Source organism: Corynebacterium lizhenjunii, assembly GCF_011038655.2.
GTDB classification, from domain to species: Bacteria; Actinomycetota; Actinomycetes; order Mycobacteriales; family Mycobacteriaceae; genus Corynebacterium; species Corynebacterium lizhenjunii.
This window is the reverse complement of sequence record NZ_CP064954.1, coordinates 1,661,675-1,681,666: the sequence shown is the minus strand read 5'-3', so window position 1 is coordinate 1,681,666 and position 19,992 is coordinate 1,661,675. Positions and strand designations below refer to the sequence as shown.

Here is a 19,992-nt window from a genome sequence, read left to right as displayed (position 1 = left end):
GCGCGGTGGCCGTGATAGACCAGGCCACAAAGGCGCTGATGTTGTCCATCCTGGAGCCCGGGGTGCCCCTGCCAGTCCTGGGGGATTGGTTCCGCTTCTATTTGCTTTTTAACCCTGGCGCGGCGTTTTCGATGGGTGGGGAGTCCTCCACGTGGTTGTTTACCACCATCCAGTTGCTCTTTGTGCTGGGCGCTGCGGTGGCGGTGCCGCACCTGCGTGATCGCGGGCAGGTGGTGGGCCTGGCGCTCATTGCCGGTGGGGCCCTGGGCAATCTGATTGATAGGTTGTTCCGGGAGCCGGGCTTTTGGTTCGGTCACGTGGTGGATTTCATTTCCGTGGGCAGCTTTGCCGTGTTTAACGTGGCGGATGCCGCCATTACCTGCGGAGTGGTGGTCTTTATCGTCTTCATGTTCCTGGAAGAAAGGAGGGGGCGTGGTCAGGGAGAGTCGTAGGCTGCCGGTTCCAGAGGGTTTGGAAGGCATGCGGGCCGATGCCGCCTTGGCCAAGCTACTGGGCATCTCCCGCGCCAAGGCCGCCAGGGCCTGCGACGACGGCGATGTGGAGGTCGACGGTGTTGCGGTGGGAAAGGCGGAGCGGCTTAGCGCAGGTGGGTGGATCGATGTGGTCATGCCTGCGCCGGAAGAGCCCCTGGTTCCCAAGGAAGAATTGGTAGAGGGCATGGATGTCCTGCACGCTGATGAGGACATCATCTGCGTGCACAAGCCCGTGGGCGTGGCGGCCCACCCCACCTTAGGGTGGGAGGGGGCCACCGTTATTGGGGGTCTGCGCGCGGCGGGCTATCAGCTTGCCGATGCCGGGCCTACCGAACGCAAAGGCATTGTGCACCGTTTGGACGTGGGCACCTCCGGGGTCATGGTGGTTGCTGCCAGCGAGCGCGCCTACTCCCAGCTCAAGCACGCTTTTAAAGAGCGGCGCGTGTCCAAGACCTATCACGCGGTGGTCCAGGGGTTACCGGATCCGATTGTGGGCACCATTGATGCCCCTATTGGGCGCCACCCTTCTTCTGGGTGGAAGTTCGCCGTGGTTGATGGCGGTAAGCACGCCGTTACCCATTACACCTTGCTGGAGGCGTTCCGCGAGGCCAGTTTGCTTGAAGTCCACCTAGAAACCGGGCGTACACACCAGATTCGGGTGCATATGTCGGCCACGGGGCACCCGTGCGTGGGGGATCCGATGTATGGGTGTGACCCTAAACTGGCCAAGCGGCTGGGGCTTAACCGTCAGTGGCTCCACGCGGTGAACCTGGGGTTTATCCACCCCGGGACGGGAAAGCCATTTGAGATAACGGCGCCTTATCCGCAGGATTTGGAGCATGCGTTGGGCGTGTTGCGCGGATGAGTTTCCCGCGGCCGGAGTTGAAATACCGCGTCCGGCGGGGGGTGGCGCTGGTGGGAGCGGGCGTGGTGGTGTTGGCCATTGCGGGTTGGCTGGGCCCGGTGCCTACGGTGCCCGTCCAGGGCGATGTGCTGGGCCCGGATGGGCGCACCCGGGCAGAGTATGTGGACTTTGCTGCCGGGCAGTTGGAGCAGTTGCGCCAAGACAGCACGGGACCCCGTGACAGCACAGAGCAGCGTGATCCGCAGTCGCGATTTGCCTTGGTTACTTTTGCCCATCCGCTAGACGCGCAGCAGGCTAGTGCAGCGCTGCGCCCGCTGCAGCGGGTCAATGCTGTGGTGGTGGGCGGCGCAGGCCCAGTGCCCGTGCCGGAGCCGGTAGCCGGGCGCGAGCGCGCGGAGGTCTTTGACACCGCACTGGGGAGGCTGACTGCGGCGATGGGCGGTGCTGGAACGCCGGGGATTAGCTCCGTGGTGGTCTATGCCCCGCCCGCCCAGTTGGAGCAGGTGGCTAAGCATGCCTTGGTGGCAGCGGTGGAGCCTGGGCTTGCCGATGCCGTCTGGGGCAACTTCGCCGTGCGCCCCCAGGTCGGCTGATCCCGTGGGGCCTGCTCGGCCGACTCCACCGCTGGGTCAGCGCGATCTGTATTCTGGGCCGCATGAGTTCTGCAGCTAAGGCTTTGAAAGTTCCGTGGTCCCAGTGGGCGCCGAACTACAAGTTCGGCTACATTGCTTCCTGGATCGCCCTGGTGTTGTGCGCGGTGGGACTGGTGGTGCGCCTGATCGAGGCACGCATGGGAATGGACGTGGTGTTTTTTGCCGTGGTGGTGGCTAATGCGTCGCTGGTGTTGTTTATGGCCCCGCGCTGGGCGCTGGACCATGAAAAGGAGCAGCAGGCGCGCGAGCGGGCGCGGCAGGCCCGGGCACAGCTGCGCTCGCGCCCACACTAAAGCCCTGCGCAAAAAGCCCTGAGTAAAAAAGCCTGAGCGCGGGTGTCGTGGGTGGTAGAGCCGTTACGGGCCTGCGTGGTGCTGGGCGCGGCGTCGGCGAGCTCCGGCGCGCGCTAAGTCAGCCAGGTAGATGGTCACAGCAACAAAGATGATGCCAAAGCCTATCCAGCGGTGAGTAGAGAAGTGCTCGTGGGTAATGAAGACGGACCACAGCAACAACATGCATGGCGTGATGTATTGCAACATGCCCACCGTGGCCAGCGGTAGCTCGCGCGCACCCCGGGCAAAGAGCAACAAGGGGGTGGCGGTGACAATGCCAGAGGCAATCAGCAGCAGGGAGTGGCTAGCACCCAGGTGGTAGAACGTTGATTCTCCGCGCAGTTCTAGCCAGGTGAGATAGATCAAGGCGAAGGGGAGCATCACCAGAGTTTCTGCCGCCACAGAGCCAGCCGCAGAAATGGAGATTTTCTTCTTCAGCAGCCCGTAGATGCCAAAGCTCATCGCAATTGCTAGCGACAAGTAGGGCGCCTGGCCGGTAAAGAAGGTCAGGTAGGCAACGGCCGCAGTGGCAATAAGCACGGCGGCTAGCTGCCAGGGGCGCAGGCGCTCTTTGAGGAAGATCATTCCCAGGGCTACGGAGAGCAAGGGGTTGATGTAGTAGCCCAAAGAGGCATCGGCAACATGGCCTGAGTTAACGGTGAGCACATAGGTGCCCCAATTGATGGTCACAAAGAACCCTGCTGCTGCCAGCCAACCCCAGGAGCGTCGATCCAGGGCGGCCAGCTCGCGCCAGCTACCAGAAAAGACCAGGTAGCCGGTGACAAACACGGCGGTCCACAGCACGCGGTGGGCCACGATTTCTAGGGGGCTGGCGGCATCGAGCAGCGGAAAGAAAGCCGGGAACAGGCCCCACAGCACATAAGCAGCAACGGTAAAGAACATAATGTATTTAATGTACTCCTCAAGCGGGAAGGCCTGGGCCCGTTTGACGGAATGGATAAGATAGCCGCATGGCGAAAAACTCTTCCTTTGTTCACCTGCATAATCACACCGAGTTTTCCATGCTAGACGGCATGGCCAAGGTGGACCTTTTGGCGGAAGAAGTCACGCGCCAGGGCATGCCGGCGGTGGGAATGACGGACCACGGCAACATGTTTGGCTCCAACGCGTTTTATAACCGCATGGTCAAGGCCGGGGTCAAGCCAATTATCGGCATTGAGACCTACATGGCGCCGGAGTCGCGCTTTAACAAAAAGCGCATCCACTGGGGCAACCCGGACCAAAAGCGGGACGACGTCGCCGGCGGTGGCTCCTACCTGCACCAAACCATGCTGGCAGAAAACGCCACCGGCCTAAAGAACCTGTTTAAGCTGTCCTCCCTGGCCTCCTATGAGGGCCAGTTGGGTAAGTACCCGCGCATGGATGCGGAGCTGATTGCAGAGCACGCCGATGGCATTATTGCCACCACCGGCTGCCCGTCCGGGGACGTCCAAACTCGCTTGCGCCTGGGGCAATTCGACGAGGCCCTAGAGGCTGCCGCCATGTGGCAGGACATCTACGGCAAGGACAATTACTTCCTGGAGCTGATGGACCATGGGCTAGATATTGAGACCCGGGTGCGCAGCGAACTATTAGAGATTGGCCGGAAGCTGGACTTGCCGCCGCTGGTAACTAATGACTGTCACTACGTGTTGGAGTCCCAGGCGCAGGCGCATGAGGCCATGCTGTGCGTGCAGACCGGCAAGACGCTGATGGACCAGGACCGTTTCAAGTTCGATGGCACCGGCTACTACATCAAGTCCGCGCAGCAGATGCGCGAGCTGTGGGATGACATGGTCCCAGATGGCTGCGATAACACCTTATGGATTGCCGAGCGTGTCCAAGACTACGGGGAGATATGGGAAGAACATACCCATGACCGCATGCCCATTGCGGATGTGCCGGAGGGGCACACGCCCACCACGTGGCTGACCCATCAGGTGATGGAGGGGCTGCAGGACCGCTTCCAGGGCAAGGAGGTGCCGCAGGAGTATATCGACCGCGCCAAGTATGAAATTGACGTTATTGATATGAAGGGCTACCCCTCCTACTTCCTGATTGTGGCGGAGCTGATTAAGCACGCCCGCTCGATTGGGATTTGGGTGGGCCCGGGTCGTGGCTCGGCAGCTGGTGCCCTGGTGGCCTATGCGCTGACCATCACCAACATTGATCCCATTGAGCATGGCCTGCTGTTTGAGCGCTTCCTTAATCCGGAGCGTCCCTCCGCGCCCGATATTGATATCGACTTCGATGATCGCCGCCGCGGGGAGATGATTACCTATGCCGCCCAGCGCTGGGGCGAAGACAAAGTAGCGCAGGTGATCACCTTCGGTACGGTCAAGACCAAGCAGGCCATTAAGGACTCCGCGAAGGTGAACTATGGCCAGCCGGGTTTCCAGATGGCAGACCGTATTAATGGCGCCTTGCCGCCGGCGATTATGGCTAAGGACATTCCCCTGTCCGGGATCACCGACCCGGAGCATCCGCGATACTCGGAGGCCACGGAGGTGCGCCAACTGATTGAGACGGACCCGGATGTTAAGCGGATTTATGAGACCGCCCGTGGTTTGGAGGGCGTGGTGCGCCAGGCTGGCGTGCATGCGTGCGCGGTGATTATGGCCTCTGTGCCGTTGATGGAGCACATCCCCATGTGGAAGAGGCCTGCCGATGGCGCCTACATCACCGGCTGGGACTACCCGGCCTGCGAGGCCATTGGCTTGCTGAAGATGGACTTTTTGGGCCTGCGCAACCTGACGGTGATCGGCGACGCCCTGGCCAATATCAAGCGCAACCGGGGCGAGGACCTCAACCTAGAGGAATTGCACGCCGATGACCCGCAGGTGTCCAAGGTCTATGAGTTGCTCTCGCGCGGGGATACCCTGGGCGTGTTCCAGCTGGACTCCGGTGGTATGCAGGAGCTGCTCAAGCGCATGAAGCCCACGGGCTTTAAGGACATCGTGGCCTCCCTGGCGCTCTACCGCCCCGGGCCGATGGGTGTGAATGCCCACTGGGACTATGCGGACCGCAAGAATGGCCGCAAGCCCATTGTGCCTATCCACCCTGAGCTTGAGGAGCCGCTCAAAGAGATCCTGGAGGAGACGTATGGTCTGATTGTCTACCAGGAGCAGATCATGGAGATCTCGCGCAAGGTGGCCAACTACACCGCCGGTGAGGCCGATGGCTTCCGCAAAGCCATGGGTAAGAAGAAGCCGGAAGTGCTGGCGCAGCAGTATGAGAAATTCTGGTCCGGTATGCAGGCCAATGGCTATTCCAAGGCGGCCATGGACGCGTTGTGGGGAACCATTGAGCCCTTTGCGTCCTACGCATTTAACAAGTCCCACGCTGCCGGCTACGGCCTGGTGTCTTTCTGGACTGCCTTCCTCAAGGCCTACTATGCGCCGGAATACATGGCCGCCTTGCTGACCTCTGTGGGCGATAAGAAGGACAAGTCTGCGATCTATCTGGCGGACTGCCGCCACCTGGGCATCCGGGTGCTGCCGCCGTCTGTCAATGAGTCCCAGCTGGACTTCCAGGCCGTTGGTGAGGACATTCGCTTCGGCTTGGGCGCCATCCGCAACGTGGGTTCGGAAGTGGTGGAATCCATTGTCAAGACCCGCCAGGACAAGGGAGAGTTCGCGTCCTTTTCTGATTACCTGGACAAGATTGACCTGGTGGCTTGCAGCAAGCGCGTGACGGAGTCGTTGATCAAGGCCGGGGCTTTTGATGATTTGGGTCACCCGCGCAAGGGCTTGATGCTCATTCACGAAGATGCCGTAGATTCCGTACAGTCCACCAAGAAGGCTGCGGATAAGGGCCAGTTCGACCTCTTTGCTGGCTTAGGTGCTGAGGAGGGTGGCGCGGCGAGTGCCTTTGCCATCGAAGTCCCGGACCAGGCGTGGGAGCGCAAGCATGAGTTGGCCCTGGAGCGTGAAATGCTGGGGTTGTATGTCTCCGGCCACCCCTTGGACGGCTTCGAGGAGGCCTTGGAGTCCCAGACCAACACCCCGCTGCCAAAGATTTTGGCCAACGAGGTCCACAACGGCCAGGAGCTAGAAATTGGTGGGATTATCTCCGGCGTGGACCGGCGCTATTCCAAGAAAGACGGCTCGCCTTGGGCCATTGTCACTATGGAAGACCACAATGGTGCCCAGGTGGACCTCCTGGTTTTTAACCAGGTCTATTCCCTGGTGGCGCCGCAGATTGTGGAAGATAACATCATCATTGCCAAGGTAACGGTGAAGGTCCGCGATGAGCGCATGTCGCTGTTTTGCTCCGATATTCGCGTCCCTGATTTAGGCCCTGGCGGCGGTGCCGGGCTGCCGCTGCGTCTGTTCATGCGTACGGAGCAGTGCACGCCAGAAAGCATTGCCAAGCTCAAGGGAGTTTTGGCCCGCAATCACGGCGAGTCAGACGTCTACCTCACCCTGCAGGCAGGGCAGGAGTCGACGCTGATGGTCCTGGGCGAGCATCTGCGGGTGGAGCGTTCCGGCAACCTTATGGGGGATCTGAAGGCCACCATGGGCCCAGGAATCCTGGGCTAGGTCTGGTTGCGCCCCCGGGCCCGGCCTGGTTCGCTGGGCCCGAGCCCAGAGCTTGCCGATGCCCCCGCCTCTGACCCGCCGCCGTGAGCAGGCAGGTCAGAGGGTGCAGGCGCCGCTGTTAGGAGCTGCGGCGCTGGGAGTAGATGGAGTAGCCACGGCCCACGAGCAGGGCTATGCCACCGGCGAGGATGAGGGCGAGGATGCCCTTGCCGCCGGTTAGCGGCAGTTTGCCACCGGCGTTGCGCTCGACGTCGGTGAAGACCACTTCGGTTAGTCCAATGGTTTCTTCCTGGTTGCCTTTGAGCACCTGGAAGCGCACGGGCTGGGCGTTGAGCTCATAGTTGTCCGGGGCCTTGGTCTCTACCAGGCAGTAGAAGGAGTTCGAGGCATCCTTGGGTGCATTGTTTTCCCAGTCGTTGACGCGCAGTTGCTGGATCTCCACGCCGTCTTCGGTGGGGATAATTTCGGACCACAGGTACTTCTCGGGGTTGTAGTTGCCTTTGGCGTCGCAATCGAAGAGGGCAAATTCTGCACCGTCGAGGGGGGTGCCGCTGGTGTTTACTTTGCGGATGTTGACCTGGCCGAACCAGGATACCGGCCATTGTGGATCGACATCGGCAGGCGGCTCTACGGGATCACCGGCAGGTTCCACGGGGGTGGGGAAAGTGGGTTGCCGGGGCATAAACCTTGGGGGCTCCGGCAGGGTTTCGGGCTGGTCCGGCGGGGTGGGGTTGGCCGGCGGGGTGTCTTCAAAAACTTCCTTGTAGTTGTACCGGTTGATCACGGGCCCGGTGAGGTCCACTCCCTTTACTGCCAAGTTGACATTGATGGTCAGCTTGGCATCTGGCTGGCGGGATTCGATGTCTAGTTTGCGCAGGCCAACTTCGGTAAAGACGATCTTCAGGCTGCCCTTGCCATCGTCGACAACGTTGTAGTGGTAGTTGCGCATATAGCCCAGCACGTGCACGTCGCTGGCACCATTGCGCTGATTGAAGTACTTACCCTGCTCGACGCGATCGGCGGGGTAGAGATCTTCGATGTGGTAGTACTTACGAGCCGGGGCAGTGCGGGCGCGCTGTTCTAGCGGCTGGACGATGGTGTAACGCAAGAGGTTGTGAGTGACGCGGGTTCCTGAGTCATTGATCGTCTTAGTGCCAAACTCAGACTGCTTCTGGTTCTTGGGGTAGACGTGGACCTCGCGCAACCAGCCAGAACCATCCGTGTTGGTCATGGGCAGTGCAACGTAGAACGGTGCGGTGGTGGCCCGGTGGCCCTCGGGTGCCTTGGTCTCGGTGACCTTGTACAAGCCCACCTTCTTGCCGGTGAATTGCGCAATGCCTTTGTCGTTGGTGGTGACTTGTTCAGCCTCCACCAGGGTTGGGGTAATGGCGCCTTCTTTGCCCTTGGCCAGCTTTTCGGCCTCAATCCAGCCGGCTTGGGTGCGCAGGTTGATGTTGTCCACGCGCTCGATGGTGAAAGTGGCGCCTGGTAGCGGCTTGCCCAGGTCAGCTACCGAGTCCAGCTCGGTGCCATCGCCGGCAGGACCAGGGGTGCCGTTGTTGGAGAATTTGTGGACGGTCAGGGAGACGTCGCCGTCTTGCGGCAAGTCAGCTAGGGAACCAATGGAGGTGGCTGCCGCTACCGGCGGGGTGCCCGCGTTGGCTGTGGCGGCCGGGTTTTCCGTATTAGCTGGGTTAGCTGGGGGGGTGTTGGTGTCCTGAGCATAGGCCGGGCTAAAAGCACCTGCGCCGACCACTACCACGCTGCTGGCAAGGGCAGCGGTCAGGCTCTTGGTGAAGATGTTCACGAGTACCTCACTGGGTGAACGAATGGACTGTACTGACATACTCCGCTGGGCCATTTCCCTTAGGAGTTCTAACCAGACTCTCAGGCGCATGCCAGATTTCCAGTTATCGAGCTCAGCCTAGCAAGAAATTCTTATAAAATACTCCTCAGATTTTCAGAAAACGGGCTAATCGAGACCCATATCACGTAAAGTTGGTGTTATGTAAGTGGTGGGGTGGGGGTCAAGGCCGGGTGGACCAGGTAGACCAGGCAGGTAGACCAGGTGGACCAGGCGGGTAGGTCACTTGTGTAGTCAATTTCTCCGTCTAGACCGCATGGTCTAGACTGTGCAGTCTAGAAAGTGTAGTCCAGGCGGGATAGCCTGCGGCTCGAGTTTGAGACAGAAAGGGTCCCATGGCTAATAAGATTCGTACCACCCACGTTGGCTCCCTGCCACGCACCAAGGAGCTGCTGGAGGCTAACCAGCAGCGTCTGGCTGGCGAGATTGACACTGAGCGCTTCCACGAGGTCCTGCAAGACTCCGTGAACAAGGTGGTCCAACGCCAGGTGGACCTGGGCATTGACATCGTCAATGAAGGCGAGTACGGCCACGCGATGCTGGACTCCATCGACTTCGGCTCCTGGTGGACCTACTCCTTTAGTCGCCTGGGTGGGCTGCGCCCCACCGACCCTCAAGAGCCGGACGCAGCCGGCAAAATTGTCCGCTACACCCCGGGTAACGTGGAGCTGACTGCCTTCTTTGACCGCCGTGACCAGCACGCGTTTGCAGAGGCCTACGCGGACCCCACCTCTGGTGTGTGGGTAGGAAAAAAGCCGCTGCTGTTGCCCACCATTGAATCCGAGCTGTCCTACATCGGTGAAGCAGCCCTGGCAGCAGACCTGCAGCACCTGCGCACTGGTCTCAACGCCGCTGGCACACAGGCTGAGGGCTTCGTCGCTGCGGTATCGCCGGGTTCTGCGGCGCGCATCCGCAACTTGTATTATCCCAACTACGATGAGCTGCTGGCTGCCACCGCCCAGGTGATGTCCCATGAGTACAAGGCCATTGCCGATGCCGGCTTTACCGTGCAGCTTGACGCCCCGGACCTGGCAGAAGCATTCGACCAGATCAACCCGGAGCCGTCCTACGAGGACTTCCGCAGCTATGTGCGCAAGAATGTGGAAGCCATCAACGCCTCCATCGAGGGGATCGATCCTTCTCAGGTGCGCCTACATATCTGCTGGGGCTCCTGGCATGGCCCGCACTCCACCGATGTCCCCTTCGAGGAGATTGTCGATGAAATTTTGCAGGCCAAGGTCGGCGGCTTTACCTTCGAGGCCGCCAACGTTCGCCACGCTGCGGAGTGGCGCGTGTGGAAGGACCGCAAGCTGCCGGAGGGGACTGTGATCATCCCTGGTGTGGTCTCACACTCTACCAACCTCATCGAGGACCCGCGTCTGGTCGCAGACCGAATTATCCAGTTCGCTGAGCTGGTGGGCCCGGACAACGTGATTGCCTCCACGGACTGCGGTCTGGGCGGGCGCATCCATGAGCAGCTGGCCTGGGCCAAGCTGGAGTCCCTGGTCAAGGGTGCAGAGATCGCTTCTGCAGAGCTGTACTAAGCGCTCACCTGCGGCCTCGGGCCTCGCTCCCTGCCAGGCTCTTAACAGCAGCACAAAGCCCCGGCGTGTATATGCACGCCGGGGCTTTCTGGTTTCCACTGGCAGTGTTTAGCCGAGCTCTTAGCGGACCAGGTACGCGCTCTTAGCGGGCCAGGCCCTTGAGCTGGTGGCGGATCATATTGGCAACGTCCGGGTTGAACTTAGCGATGACGGTCACCAGCTGAATCATGCCCGCGATGCCAGACATGATGGCGCCGATCCAGGTGAAAGCCTCAATAACCGAATCAGGAACGTTCAAAATCTGGAACTCGGGCTTCTTGTAAGGATCATCATCCTTCTTGTCACCAGGCTTCTGGGCGCACTCCGGCAGCTTTGGCATGCCGGAGGAGCCATAGCCATTGATCACGCCCTGGGCGAACTCACCCGGGCCTACGAAGGAAGATCCGCCCTTTTCACGGTGGGCCTTCTTAGCGGCCTCCACCTGCGCCTTGCACTCTTCGGCGCTGATGGCGTTGGCATCTGCAGGGGTTTCGCCAGCGGAGGGTTCGGTGGAGGGTGCGGTAGCGGGGGTATCGGCAGGCTGGGTGCCCGGGGTGGCAGAAGCGGAGGCAGCAGGCTGGGAGGAGCCAGGCTTGCTGGACTCCGCCTGGGCGACGGCGGGGCTCAGCAAGGCAAGGCTGGTGCTAACGGCAGCGACGAGGGCCACGGACACACGGTGTTGGCGCATAGAGTTCTCCTCAGAAGGGGTTGGGATGTTGATCTGACGGTAGCGCGTGCGCTGGGTAGTCGAACAAAAATGTAGCACTTTCTTCCCGTTGTGGCTAGCCGCTTGGGGGCACCGGTCGATCACTAGGTAATGCTAGGCGGGAAGCTGGCGGCGGCTAAACTAGGTCGCCATGACTACATCTGCGGTATTCGAGCCCATTCACGCTTTTGACATCCAGCAAGCTCAGGCACGAATTTCCTCCGAGATTGCTCCCACACCCTTGCAGTATTGTCCCCGCTTGTCCCAAGACACCGGCTGGGAGGTCTACCTCAAGCGCGAGGACCTGCAAGACGTCCGCTCCTACAAGATTCGCGGCGCCCTGTTTGGGATTTCCAACTTAAGCGATGCCGAGCGAGCCAAGGGGATTGTCACCGCCTCCGCAGGCAACCACGCCCAGGGCGTGGCTTATGCGTGCCGCACCATGGGTATCCGGGGCAAGATTTATGTACCGGAGCCGACGCCGAAGCAAAAGCGCGACCGCATCCTGGTCCACGGTGGCGAGCAGGTGGAGCTGGTGGTCACGGGTGCAAACTTTGACGAGGCCGCTGCCGCCGCCCATGCCGAAGCCGAGGCAACGGGCGCCAACTTCATTGAACCTTTCGATGCCCGCGATACCATCACCGGCCAAGGAACCGTGGCAGCTGAGGTGGTCTCCCAGCTTTCCGCCCTGGGCAAGTCACTAGATACCATTGTGGTCCCTGTGGGGGGTGGTGGGCTGATTTCCGGCATCACCTCCTACCTGGCAGATATGGCCCCGCGCACGGCGATTGTGGGCATTGAACCTGCAGGTGCAGCGTCGCTCACCGCTGCTTTTGCCGCAGGTGAGCCCGTGACCCTGCCCGCCGTGGACCCCTTCGTGGATGGCGCTGCGGTCAAACGCATTGGCTCCCTGCCTTTCCAAATCCTGGAAGCCAACCAAGGCCGGCTGCACTGGGATACAGTCTCCGAGGGCGCTGTGTGCACCGAGCAGCTGGGCCTGTACCAAAACGAGGGCATCATCGCTGAGCCCGCCGGTGCGCTATCCGTGGCGGGCCTGCGCGAGCTCAAGCTGCAGGAAGGCTCCGTGGTGGTGTGCGTAATTTCTGGCGGCAATAATGACGTGCTGCGCTACAACGAGATTATGGAGCGTTCCCTGGTCCACCGCGGCCTGAAGCATTACTTCCTGGTTAACTTTCCCCAAGAGCCGGGCCAGCTGCGCCACTTCCTCACGGAGATTCTGGGGCCAAATGACGACATCACGCTCTTTGAATACCTCAAGCGCAACAACCGCGAAACCGGTGCGGCCTTGGTGGGTTTGGAGCTTAGCCGTGCTGCGGACTTTAGTGGCCTGCTAGAGCGCATGGCTAACTCCAAGATTTCCTGCCAGCACCTGGAGCCAGGCACGCCGGAATATGACTACCTGGTGGCCTCCCAATAGGCGCGGGAGCTTATGAGCATGGATTCTTATATCCGCCCCACCACGGACGTGGTAGAAGATGAGGTGGAAATTAAACGCTCCCGGTTTATCACGCTGATTACCCGGGTGTGTGATGAGGCGCAGGCGCGCGGGTTTATTGATGCCGCCAAGGCGCGTTTCCCCGATGCGCGCCACCACTGCAGTGCCTATATCTACCACGTCGATGGCGCCAATCCCGTGGAGCGTTCCTCCGATGACGGCGAGCCTTCCGGCACCGCAGGAAAACCCATGCTGGATGTGCTCAAGGGCTCCGGAATGTTGGACGTGTGTGCTGTGGTGGTGCGCTATTTTGGGGGAATCAAACTGGGGGCCGGAGGGCTCGTCCACGCCTATGGCGGTGCGGTAAGCGCTGCCATGGACCAGGTCACCCGGGTATGCCGAGCCAGCCGGGAGCTCTATGCCGTGAGCTTTTCTCATGCAGAGGCCGGGCGCATGGAAGCAGAGTTGCGTGGGCGCGGATACTCGGTGGTGGACACCGACTACGGGGCTCAGGTCACCTATACGCTTGCTATCGCGCCAGGCGGGCGTGATGAGTTGAATGCAGAATTAGCGGCCCTGACACAGGGGCAGGTGGTTGCCAAAGCAGCCGGAGCCAAGTGGGTAGAATTGCCGCTATGACTCTACAACCGCGCCCCAATAATCCCATTGAACAGCGTAAGCAAGCCGTGCGGAAGCACTCGCGCAATGTGGTGGTCTCCGTGGCCGTCGGTGCCGGCGTGGGCTTGGTGGGGGCGTGGATGTTTGCCAATGAGGCGGCGTGGCTTATCCTCGGGCTGATCATCGCGGTGGTGGGCGGCGTCTACAACTGGGCCAAGATCAACAAGATCATTAACCACAAGGATCAGTACTAGGTGACTTCCCCAGATGGCCTCCCGGTGCGCATTGATGCCTGGGTGTGGGCGGTGCGCATGTTTAAGACGCGCAGCGAGGCTGCCGATGCCGTCAAAGCCGGCCACGTCAAGCTCAACGGCAAGGCAACCAAGCCCGCCCAGCAGGTGGTGCCGGGTGACAGGGTGCGTGTGTGGCGCAACCACCACGAGCATGACTTAGAAGTGCTGGCCACAGTACGCAAAAGGGTAGGTGCCTCGCTAGCGCGTAGCTGTTACATCGACCATGCCCCACCGCCGCCACCAGCGGCGTTTATTCCTGCGGTGCCCGTGCGAGACCGGGGTGCGGGCCGGCCGACCAAGCGGGAGCGCCGCGAGATGGAGAAATTCCGCGGCATGGACCGCCGCGGCCGCGCCTAGCTGCGTTTGGAGGGGTATCTAGTTTGAGAGGCAGCCCTGCCGGGTTTAGGGGCGCAGCTGTTTGAGGCGGCGCTGCAGCCGTTCGGTGCGGCCTTTGTGATCGCCCAGCTCTCCGGTGGCCGTGATGTGGGCTGTCCCAAAGCGGTAGAGCAGCAGATCATCGACCAGGCGCACCTGCCCGGGCCGGAAGCTGTAGCGCATGGCGCTGCGCACCGCTGCAATGTTGGATTCATTGAGTAAATCCTTCAGCTTGGCCAAGGTGTCAATGCCGTGGGCCTCTAGCACTACCGCCAGGAAGCGGATGTGCTCTAAACGGGAGGGGGAGTACTTATCCCCGAGGAGTATGGCCAGCACTCCGGGCAGGTTCTCCGGGGTTATTTCTACGGAATCCTGCGGGGCGGGGCCTACCTCCATGAGCGCGGCAATATCATCAAACTGTTGGTCCGCCAGCTCTATCAGACCTGCGGCAAGGGTAAACAGCCGGTCCACTTGCGGGGAGGGTGGCTTTGAGCCTTGCTTATAGCGCAAGTCGTGTTCAAACTCTGCCCAGGCGTGCTGCAAGACGGTGCGAATTTGCACCTCGAAGATCAAGCCGACGTAAGCCTGTAGGTCTTCATTGTGCTCCGGCACGCGCAGTACCAAGTGGTGCGAGCCGTACCCAAAGCCACCAGAAATCCGGGTCTGTTGGGCTTTGTCCACGCTACGCACTACCTCGAAGGCTTTGCCCAGGATGTCAATGGCCTGGGGGATGACGGTGGAGTGAAACACTGTCACCCGCACGCCCACCGTGTCATGAATGTCTTCCCACGGAACGGGGTAGACCGGGCTGCCATCTGCCCGGCGTTTCTTGGCCTTGGCTTTGAGTGAGGGCCAGCCTTTGACCCGGGTGATGACGCGGTCGTAGACCACCCCGGCATCATCAAGCAGCTGCTCAATGTCCGCAGAGAACTCCTGCGCTGCCTCCGGGTGTTGGCGCACCCACTCGTGATAGCGGTTGCCCAGCTGGGATATCACGTTCTCTGGCACGTCAGGGGACCTCTCTTCAACGTTGATTGCAATGGGCAAGGGCGCGGCTTTCCGGAGCACTGCCTTCTCCACCTGGGCCTACACCTGCAGGGCACGGGGGAATCCGTTGGCCCATGCTAGTGGCGCGGTCGCGGTTGTGGGGGTAGACACCCCGGCCATGCGGTCAGTGAAGGCCTGCAGGCTGCGTAGCTGCGAAGGCGAGGCGTGGGCAAACACACAGAGCACCTGTGCGGTGGGCGCACAGTAGACCAGCTGCGTACTCCCTAACAGACCGGAAAGGTGCTGGTGGAGCACGCTAAATGTCATGGGGTGCGCCAACCAGGCCGTCACTGGCAGGGTATCAGTGTAGACCTGCACTCCTGGGGGAAGCTGCCGGGTGGAGCGCCGTCCGCTATTGGGCTGGCAGGGCCGGGTAAGAAAACGGTAGCCGCGCTCCGTGGCCGCGGCCGCCAAGACGTTGCGAGCCGCCAATTGCCACGCGTGGTGCACGCTAAGCCCCAAAGTGGCCAAGCCGCGATGGCTGACATCCACGCTGGCGTGGCTGCCCGGGGTTAGACACTTCAGGCGCATGTCATGGCCCTGGCACAGGTTTACGCTGACTATGGAATCAAAAAAGCCATCATCGCTAAGCCGCACCGGCTTAGCCAGGGTGTGCGGGCACATCGCCGGATAAAGATTGGTGGGCAACAGCGGGGAAGCAACCGGACGGGTAGCCGCTGGGCTAAGCGTTAACGTCATGAGGAAACCTTTCTATGTGCAGTGCATATACCTCATTGGACTGCCTCCACACTTGAAAGGTTCCCGCCGGCGCGAATTTTATTCTCTAAAACGGCGGCTGAATATCTAGGCCCAGCGCCTCAAGCAGTTGCTCCTGCGGCCACAGTGCAATGTCTTGGCCTTTAGCAATAAGCTCATGGGCGCGCTTTTCCTTTGAGGTCTGCGTGGCCCAGCTTCCCAGCACCAATACGGTGGTCTTCTTGGTCACCGACTTGCCTACCTGCGCCCCGGCTGCCGCCAGGCGTTCCCACAGCATGCCCTTGTCATAAGGGGAAAACTCGCCAGTTAGGGTCACGTGCTGGCCAAAGAGCGGATTATCCGGGTCAGCGGAAGAATCTGGTTCCGGAACGGCATCCGGCGTGGATACCGCAGCCCACGGGGCAGGCGAGCGCCGACCACTGCGCCCGTTCTCACCCCGCCCAGCATTGCGGGTGCTATCCCGGAAATCCGTGCCCGCGCCCAGATCCTCCGGGGCAGTTGGCGCGGTGGCGGCGCGCAGCACGGGCATCACCTCGCCGGTGCGCAGCGTGCCCAAGGTGAACTCCCGGGCAGCGCACAATTGGGCTATCTTGCCGATGCCCCCTTCGCCCGCAGCCTTCCCAGCATCCTGCTTCTCCGCCCAGAGCTGTGCCACCGCAGAATCTTGTTGGCGTGCCCAGACCTGTGCCAGGCCGGTGATAATGAACCCAGCGGCGCGGGCATCCGCCGTGGCGTCATGGTGGGTAAATTCTGGCCCACCCAGCGCGGCGTGCACCGTTGGCAGGCGATGGTTGTCCACGCTCAATACTCCCGCCCGGGAGGCATCGCGCGCCAGTGCTAGCGAGCAGGCCAGGGAAATCTCTGGCAGCTCCACCTCGCACGCCTGCGCCGCGCGCTGCAGTGCGGTGGCATCAAATTGGACGTTGTGGGCCACCAGTACATCCTCGCCCAGGAACCCCAGCAACTCCTGCAGGGCTTGGGCGCAGGAGGGGGCATCGGCAAGCTGCTGCGACGTGATGCCATGAATGGACACATTGACTGCTGCAAACTCCTCCATGCCTGGCGGGGGAGTGCATAACCAGCTGCGGGAGGCAACCTCCTGGCCATCGCGGTAGCGCACAGCGCCGATGGCGCAGATGGAGCCCCAATCATCATTAGCGGTCTCCACATCCACGGCGGTGAAATCCAAGCCGGCTAAGGCCTCTGCCGTGGTAGCGGCCTCATCTCCGTTTGCCGGTTTTGCGATCTCCCCAGCCATTCCTGCCTCCAGCAGGCGTTGGGCCGTTTGCGCCGCAGTGCCTGGCGCAAAACGCAAGCGACGGCGGCCACTGGCGGTGTGGAGATGGACTACATCGAAGCACGCGGCCGGCGTGGACTCGAGTTCTACCTGGTCAATTTCCGACCAGGGCACGGTTTCCTCGCGCGGCTGGCCCAGGCTTTGCGCCAGGAAAGAATGCTGGATCAGCAAAGCTTCGGCGCAAAAGCCCAGCTGGGCTCCGTGGGCGCTGACAGTGGTGGGTGGGACGGGCACAGGGGGAGTCCTTCCTGGTGAGAGTGCGGCGGCGGAATGGTCAGCGACTAGGAATCCTCGAACTGCGGCGGCTCCACCTGCCTGAGCACCATAGTCGTGCGATCCTTACAGGTGATTGTGCCGCCAGCAGAGATAAAGGTCTCTTGTTCCGGGTAGCCGCCGGAGTCTGCGGTATCGACGATGAGTTTCCACTTCGCGCCCAACTCGCGGCCCGGCAAAGTGAACTCCAGCTCGCCATGGTGGGCGTTAAAAATCAAGATGAAGGAGTCGTCTTTGATCGGGCGGCCGTAGGCGTCGGATTCCGTAATCGCGGAGCCATTGAGGTAGACCATCAGGGCCCGGCCAAAGTCGTGGTCCCAGTCGTCCTGCGTCATGAGCTTGCCCGAAGGCACCATCCACGCCACGTCACGGTCGCGCACATCAGATCCTAACGGCCCGCCAGCCAGGAAGCGTTGGCGGCGGAACACCGGGTGGTTGTGGCGAATGCGCAGCACGCGTTTAACAAAGCCGAAGAATGCCGCGTTCTTGGGCAAATCCAGCATGGACCAATCCATCCACGCCAGCTCATTGTCCTGACAGTAAACATTGTTATTGCCGTTTTGGGTCCGGCCAAACTCATCGCCATGGGCCAACATGGGGGTGCCCTGGCTCAGCAACAAGGTGGTGATGAAGTTGCGCTGTTGCCGGCGGCGGAGCTTGCGGATGTCCTCGTCTTCAGTAGGGCCTTCCACGCCGCAATTCCAGGAGCGATTGTGGGACTCCCCGTCGCGGTTGTCCTCCCCGTTGGCGGCATTGTGCTTCTCATTGAAGCTGACCAAATCCCGCAGGGTAAAGCCATCATGGGCGGTGATGAAGTTAATCGACGCCGTGGGGCGGCGGCCATTGTTGGCGTACAAGTCCGAAGAGCCAGTAATACGGGAGGCAAACTCGCCCAGCGTGGCTGGCTCCCCGCGCCAAAAATCACGCACCGTGTCGCGGTACTTGCCGTTCCATTCGCTCCAAATGGGCGGAAAATTACCCACCTGGTAGCCGTTATGGCCCACATCCCAGGGCTCGGCGATGAGCTTGACCTGGCTGACCACGGGATCTTGTTGGATGAGGTCGAAGAAGGTGGCCTTCTTATCCACATCATCTAACTCACGCGCCAGGGTGGAGGCCAGGTCAAAGCGGAAGCCATCCACATGCATATCCGTCACCCAGTAGCGCAGGGAGTCCATGATGAGCTGCAGGGAATGTGGGTGGCTGACATTTAAGGAATTACCGGTGCCGGTGTAGTCCATATAGTGCGCGGCGTCGCCTTCTACCACCCGGTAATAGGCTCGATTGTCGATGCCCCTAAAGGCAATGGTGGGCCCCAGATGATTGCCCTCCGCAGTGTGGTTATAGACCACGTCCAAGATGACCTCGATGCCCACCGAGTGGAAGGCGCGCACCATGGATTTAAACTCCGCTACCACCTCATCCGGGCGCTGGGACTGGGCATAGTCAGCGTGCGGGGCAAAAAAGCCGAACGTGTTATAGCCCCAATAATTGCGTAGGCCCAGCTCCCGCAGACGATCATCTTGCAAGAACTGGTGGACCGGCATGAGCTCGACCGCAGTGACACCCAGCTCCTGGAAATAGTTCAACATCACCGGGTGTGCCATCCCGGCATAGGTGCCGCGCAGGTGCTCCGGAATATCCGGGTGCGTCATGGTCATTCCCTTGACGTGGGCCTCGTAAATCACCGTTTCTTCCACCGGAGTATTCGGGCGCTTATCACCTTGCCAATCGAAGAAAGGATTAATCACCACCGAGGTCATCGTGTGACCCAGTGAGTCCTCTTCATTGCGGCCCGTGCCCGGATCCTGTGCGTAAATGTCATAGGAATAGAGGCTGGCGTGGCCATCAAAGTCGCCATCAAACACGCGGGCATAGGGGTCTACCAACAATTTCGAGGGATCGCAGCGCAGGCCAGAGTCCGGGTCATAAGCGCCGTGCACGCGGTAACCATAGCGCTGGCCCGGGCCCACCTCTGGCAGATAACCGTGCCAGACGTGGGCGTGAACCTCCGTTAATTCCACCCGTTCTTCCTGGCCATCTTCATCAATAAGACACAGCTCCACTTTCTGTGCCGCCGAGGAAAACAGGGCAAAGTTGGTGCCTGAACCATCAAAAGTTGAACCGAGGGGATACGGCTTACCGGGCCAGATCTCACTATTTTCGCGCATAATCTTCCACAGTAGTGGACTGAAGTCCACGGATGATAAAGGCCACCGCCCGCTCCAGTTCGGACGTGGCAGGCTCAGCGGCATCGGCAAGCGCGGCATCGGCAGGCTCAGCGGGCTCTGCAGGCGGGGCGGCTGCGGCGAAGGCAGCCAACTGGCCGCGGGACTGCTCGAAGGTGGTGGCACCCACCGTCAGATGAATCAGGGCGGTCGCAGCCGCACGCAGGCTCTCCGGGACGGCCGCGCACTCAACGCTGGCGGCCAAGGACTGCTCGACGTGCTCGACCAACCGCCACCACGTGGGGTTATCCACCTGGGACAGGCCTGCGCTGACCACCTCAGCTCCATCGCGGAAGGCTAGCAGGCGTTGGCGCAGCCGGCGGCTTAGCTCCGTAGCGTCCGTGGCAGGCGCGTCGAGCACCGGCCCCACGATGTAATCCGCGATGGCTGCGATGAGGGCTTGCTTGTTGTTGATGTGCCAATACAGCGCGCCGGGGGCAACCGACAACGTGGTGGCCACGCGGCGCATGGTGGTATCTGCCAGGCCGTATTCATTGAGCAAAGCCACTGCGGTGGAGACAATTAAGTCGCGATGAAGGTGCACAAGGAGCCAGTCTATCCTGGTGGTAGCGCCCGTGCGGGCGCGGTGGTGTGTTAGCTTTCACAGGTTCTTTTAAGGGATTGTCAACTTGGCATTTACGTTGTCCCTG

Annotated in this window: 18 protein-coding genes; 10 read left to right on the top strand and 8 right to left on the bottom strand. The window is 61.0% G+C overall.

Annotation, left to right across the window (positions count from 1 at the left end):
• Positions 1-38: 38 nt before the first annotated feature.
• From lspA to G7Y31_RS07910, 4 genes are all read left to right on the top strand, one after another.
• On the top strand, positions 39-452 hold the full coding sequence (lspA, locus tag G7Y31_RS07925) for a signal peptidase II (RefSeq protein WP_425321662.1): 414 nt from the start codon (positions 39-41) through the stop codon (positions 450-452).
• Positions 453-480: 28 nt separating this feature from the next.
• Positions 481-1,359, top strand: a complete 879-nt coding sequence (locus G7Y31_RS07920) for an RluA family pseudouridine synthase (RefSeq protein WP_196823653.1) — start codon at positions 481-483, stop codon at positions 1,357-1,359.
• On the top strand, positions 1,356-1,952 hold the full coding sequence (locus tag G7Y31_RS07915) for a hypothetical protein (protein WP_165010167.1): 597 nt from the start codon (positions 1,356-1,358) through the stop codon (positions 1,950-1,952). The genes G7Y31_RS07920 and G7Y31_RS07915 overlap by 4 nt, the downstream gene beginning before the upstream one ends.
• A 62-nt stretch (positions 1,953-2,014) precedes the next feature.
• Entirely contained in the window at positions 2,015-2,305 is a 291-nt protein-coding gene (locus G7Y31_RS07910; protein WP_165010166.1) for a permease, read from the top strand.
• A gap of 63 nt (positions 2,306-2,368) precedes the next feature.
• Here the strand turns inward: G7Y31_RS07910 and rarD are convergent, their stop codons facing one another.
• Positions 2,369-3,247 carry an EamA family transporter RarD gene (gene rarD / locus G7Y31_RS07905; RefSeq protein WP_165010164.1) on the bottom strand — a complete coding sequence of 293 codons (879 nt, stop codon included), beginning with the start codon at positions 3,245-3,247 and terminating at the stop codon, positions 2,369-2,371.
• A gap of 68 nt (positions 3,248-3,315) precedes the next feature.
• Between rarD and dnaE the strand changes: the two genes are divergently transcribed.
• Positions 3,316-6,885, top strand: coding sequence for a DNA polymerase III subunit alpha (gene dnaE, locus G7Y31_RS07900; RefSeq protein ID WP_165010162.1), 3,570 nt, complete (start codon positions 3,316-3,318; stop codon positions 6,883-6,885).
• 118 nt (positions 6,886-7,003) lie between these two features.
• Here dnaE and G7Y31_RS07895 read toward each other — a convergent pair whose 3' ends face one another.
• Complete coding sequence (locus tag G7Y31_RS07895) at positions 7,004-8,692, bottom strand: SpaH/EbpB family LPXTG-anchored major pilin (RefSeq protein WP_165010160.1); 1,689 nt, start codon at positions 8,690-8,692, stop codon at positions 7,004-7,006.
• Positions 8,693-9,084: 392 nt separating this feature from the next.
• Here G7Y31_RS07895 and G7Y31_RS07890 point away from each other — a divergent pair, with 392 nt between their 5' ends.
• Positions 9,085-10,293, top strand: coding sequence for a cobalamin-independent methionine synthase II family protein (locus tag G7Y31_RS07890; RefSeq protein WP_165010159.1), 1,209 nt, complete (start codon positions 9,085-9,087; stop codon positions 10,291-10,293).
• A 142-nt stretch (positions 10,294-10,435) separates the two neighbouring features.
• Here G7Y31_RS07890 and G7Y31_RS07885 read toward each other — a convergent pair whose 3' ends face one another.
• On the bottom strand, positions 10,436-11,020 hold the full coding sequence (locus G7Y31_RS07885; protein WP_165010157.1) for a hypothetical protein: 585 nt from the start codon (positions 11,018-11,020) through the stop codon (positions 10,436-10,438).
• A 169-nt stretch (positions 11,021-11,189) separates the two neighbouring features.
• On the opposite strand from G7Y31_RS07885, the gene ilvA reads away from it, so the two are divergent.
• Genes ilvA through G7Y31_RS07865 form a run of 4 tightly spaced genes read left to right on the top strand, consistent with a single transcriptional unit; the run spans position 11,190 to position 13,762 of the window.
• On the top strand, positions 11,190-12,476 hold the full coding sequence (gene ilvA / locus G7Y31_RS07880) for a threonine ammonia-lyase IlvA (RefSeq protein WP_165010155.1): 1,287 nt from the start codon (positions 11,190-11,192) through the stop codon (positions 12,474-12,476).
• 12 nt (positions 12,477-12,488) lie between these two features.
• Positions 12,489-13,133, top strand: coding sequence for a YigZ family protein (locus G7Y31_RS07875; RefSeq protein WP_165010153.1), 645 nt, complete (start codon positions 12,489-12,491; stop codon positions 13,131-13,133).
• Entirely contained in the window at positions 13,130-13,366 is a 237-nt protein-coding gene (locus G7Y31_RS07870; RefSeq protein WP_165010151.1) for a hypothetical protein, read from the top strand. The genes G7Y31_RS07875 and G7Y31_RS07870 overlap by 4 nt, the downstream gene beginning before the upstream one ends.
• On the top strand, positions 13,367-13,762 hold the full coding sequence (locus tag G7Y31_RS07865; RefSeq protein WP_165010149.1) for an RNA-binding S4 domain-containing protein: 396 nt from the start codon (positions 13,367-13,369) through the stop codon (positions 13,760-13,762).
• A gap of 45 nt (positions 13,763-13,807) precedes the next feature.
• On the opposite strand, the gene G7Y31_RS07860 is transcribed toward G7Y31_RS07865, so the two are convergent.
• The 5 genes from G7Y31_RS07860 to G7Y31_RS07840 form a co-directional block, all read right to left on the bottom strand.
• Positions 13,808-14,788 (bottom strand): GTP pyrophosphokinase, encoded by a 981-nt coding sequence (locus tag G7Y31_RS07860; RefSeq protein ID WP_165010148.1) that lies wholly within the window; start codon positions 14,786-14,788, stop codon positions 13,808-13,810.
• 78 nt (positions 14,789-14,866) lie between these two features.
• Positions 14,867-15,526, bottom strand: coding sequence for a hypothetical protein (locus tag G7Y31_RS07855; RefSeq protein WP_165010146.1), 660 nt, complete (start codon positions 15,524-15,526; stop codon positions 14,867-14,869).
• 85 nt (positions 15,527-15,611) lie between these two features.
• Entirely contained in the window at positions 15,612-17,075 is a 1,464-nt protein-coding gene (locus G7Y31_RS07850) for an exonuclease domain-containing protein (RefSeq protein ID WP_165010144.1), read from the bottom strand.
• Between the two features lie 47 nt (positions 17,076-17,122).
• Positions 17,123-19,285 carry a glycogen debranching protein GlgX gene (glgX, locus tag G7Y31_RS07845; RefSeq protein WP_165010142.1) on the bottom strand — a complete coding sequence of 721 codons (2,163 nt, stop codon included), beginning with the start codon at positions 19,283-19,285 and terminating at the stop codon, positions 17,123-17,125.
• A complete protein-coding gene (locus G7Y31_RS07840) occupies positions 19,272-19,886 on the bottom strand; it encodes a TetR family transcriptional regulator (protein ID WP_165010140.1) in 615 nt (204 codons plus the stop codon). The genes glgX and G7Y31_RS07840 overlap by 14 nt, the downstream gene beginning before the upstream one ends.
• Positions 19,887-19,992: the final 106 nt, after the last annotated feature.

Bases quoted from the DNA above. Each gene is read 5' to 3' on its own strand.
- lspA (WP_425321662.1), top strand. From the start codon at position 39: ATGTTGTCCATCCTGGAGCCCGGGGTGCCCCTGCCAGTCCTGGGGGAT.
- G7Y31_RS07920 (WP_196823653.1), top strand. From the start codon at position 481: ATGCGGGCCGATGCCGCCTTGGCCAAGCTACTGGGCATCTCCCGCGCC.
- G7Y31_RS07915 (WP_165010167.1), top strand. From the start codon at position 1,356: ATGAGTTTCCCGCGGCCGGAGTTGAAATACCGCGTCCGGCGGGGGGTG.
- G7Y31_RS07910 (WP_165010166.1), top strand. From the start codon at position 2,015: ATGAGTTCTGCAGCTAAGGCTTTGAAAGTTCCGTGGTCCCAGTGGGCG.
- rarD (WP_165010164.1), bottom strand. From the start codon at position 3,247: ATGTTCTTTACCGTTGCTGCTTATGTGCTGTGGGGCCTGTTCCCGGCT.
- dnaE (WP_165010162.1), top strand. From the start codon at position 3,316: ATGGCGAAAAACTCTTCCTTTGTTCACCTGCATAATCACACCGAGTTT.
- G7Y31_RS07890 (WP_165010159.1), top strand. From the start codon at position 9,085: ATGGCTAATAAGATTCGTACCACCCACGTTGGCTCCCTGCCACGCACC.
- G7Y31_RS07885 (WP_165010157.1), bottom strand. From the start codon at position 11,020: ATGCGCCAACACCGTGTGTCCGTGGCCCTCGTCGCTGCCGTTAGCACC.
- ilvA (WP_165010155.1), top strand. From the start codon at position 11,190: ATGACTACATCTGCGGTATTCGAGCCCATTCACGCTTTTGACATCCAG.
- G7Y31_RS07875 (WP_165010153.1), top strand. From the start codon at position 12,489: ATGAGCATGGATTCTTATATCCGCCCCACCACGGACGTGGTAGAAGAT.
- G7Y31_RS07870 (WP_165010151.1), top strand. From the start codon at position 13,130: ATGACTCTACAACCGCGCCCCAATAATCCCATTGAACAGCGTAAGCAA.
- G7Y31_RS07855 (WP_165010146.1), bottom strand. From the start codon at position 15,526: ATGACGTTAACGCTTAGCCCAGCGGCTACCCGTCCGGTTGCTTCCCCG.
- glgX (WP_165010142.1), bottom strand. From the start codon at position 19,285: ATGCGCGAAAATAGTGAGATCTGGCCCGGTAAGCCGTATCCCCTCGGT.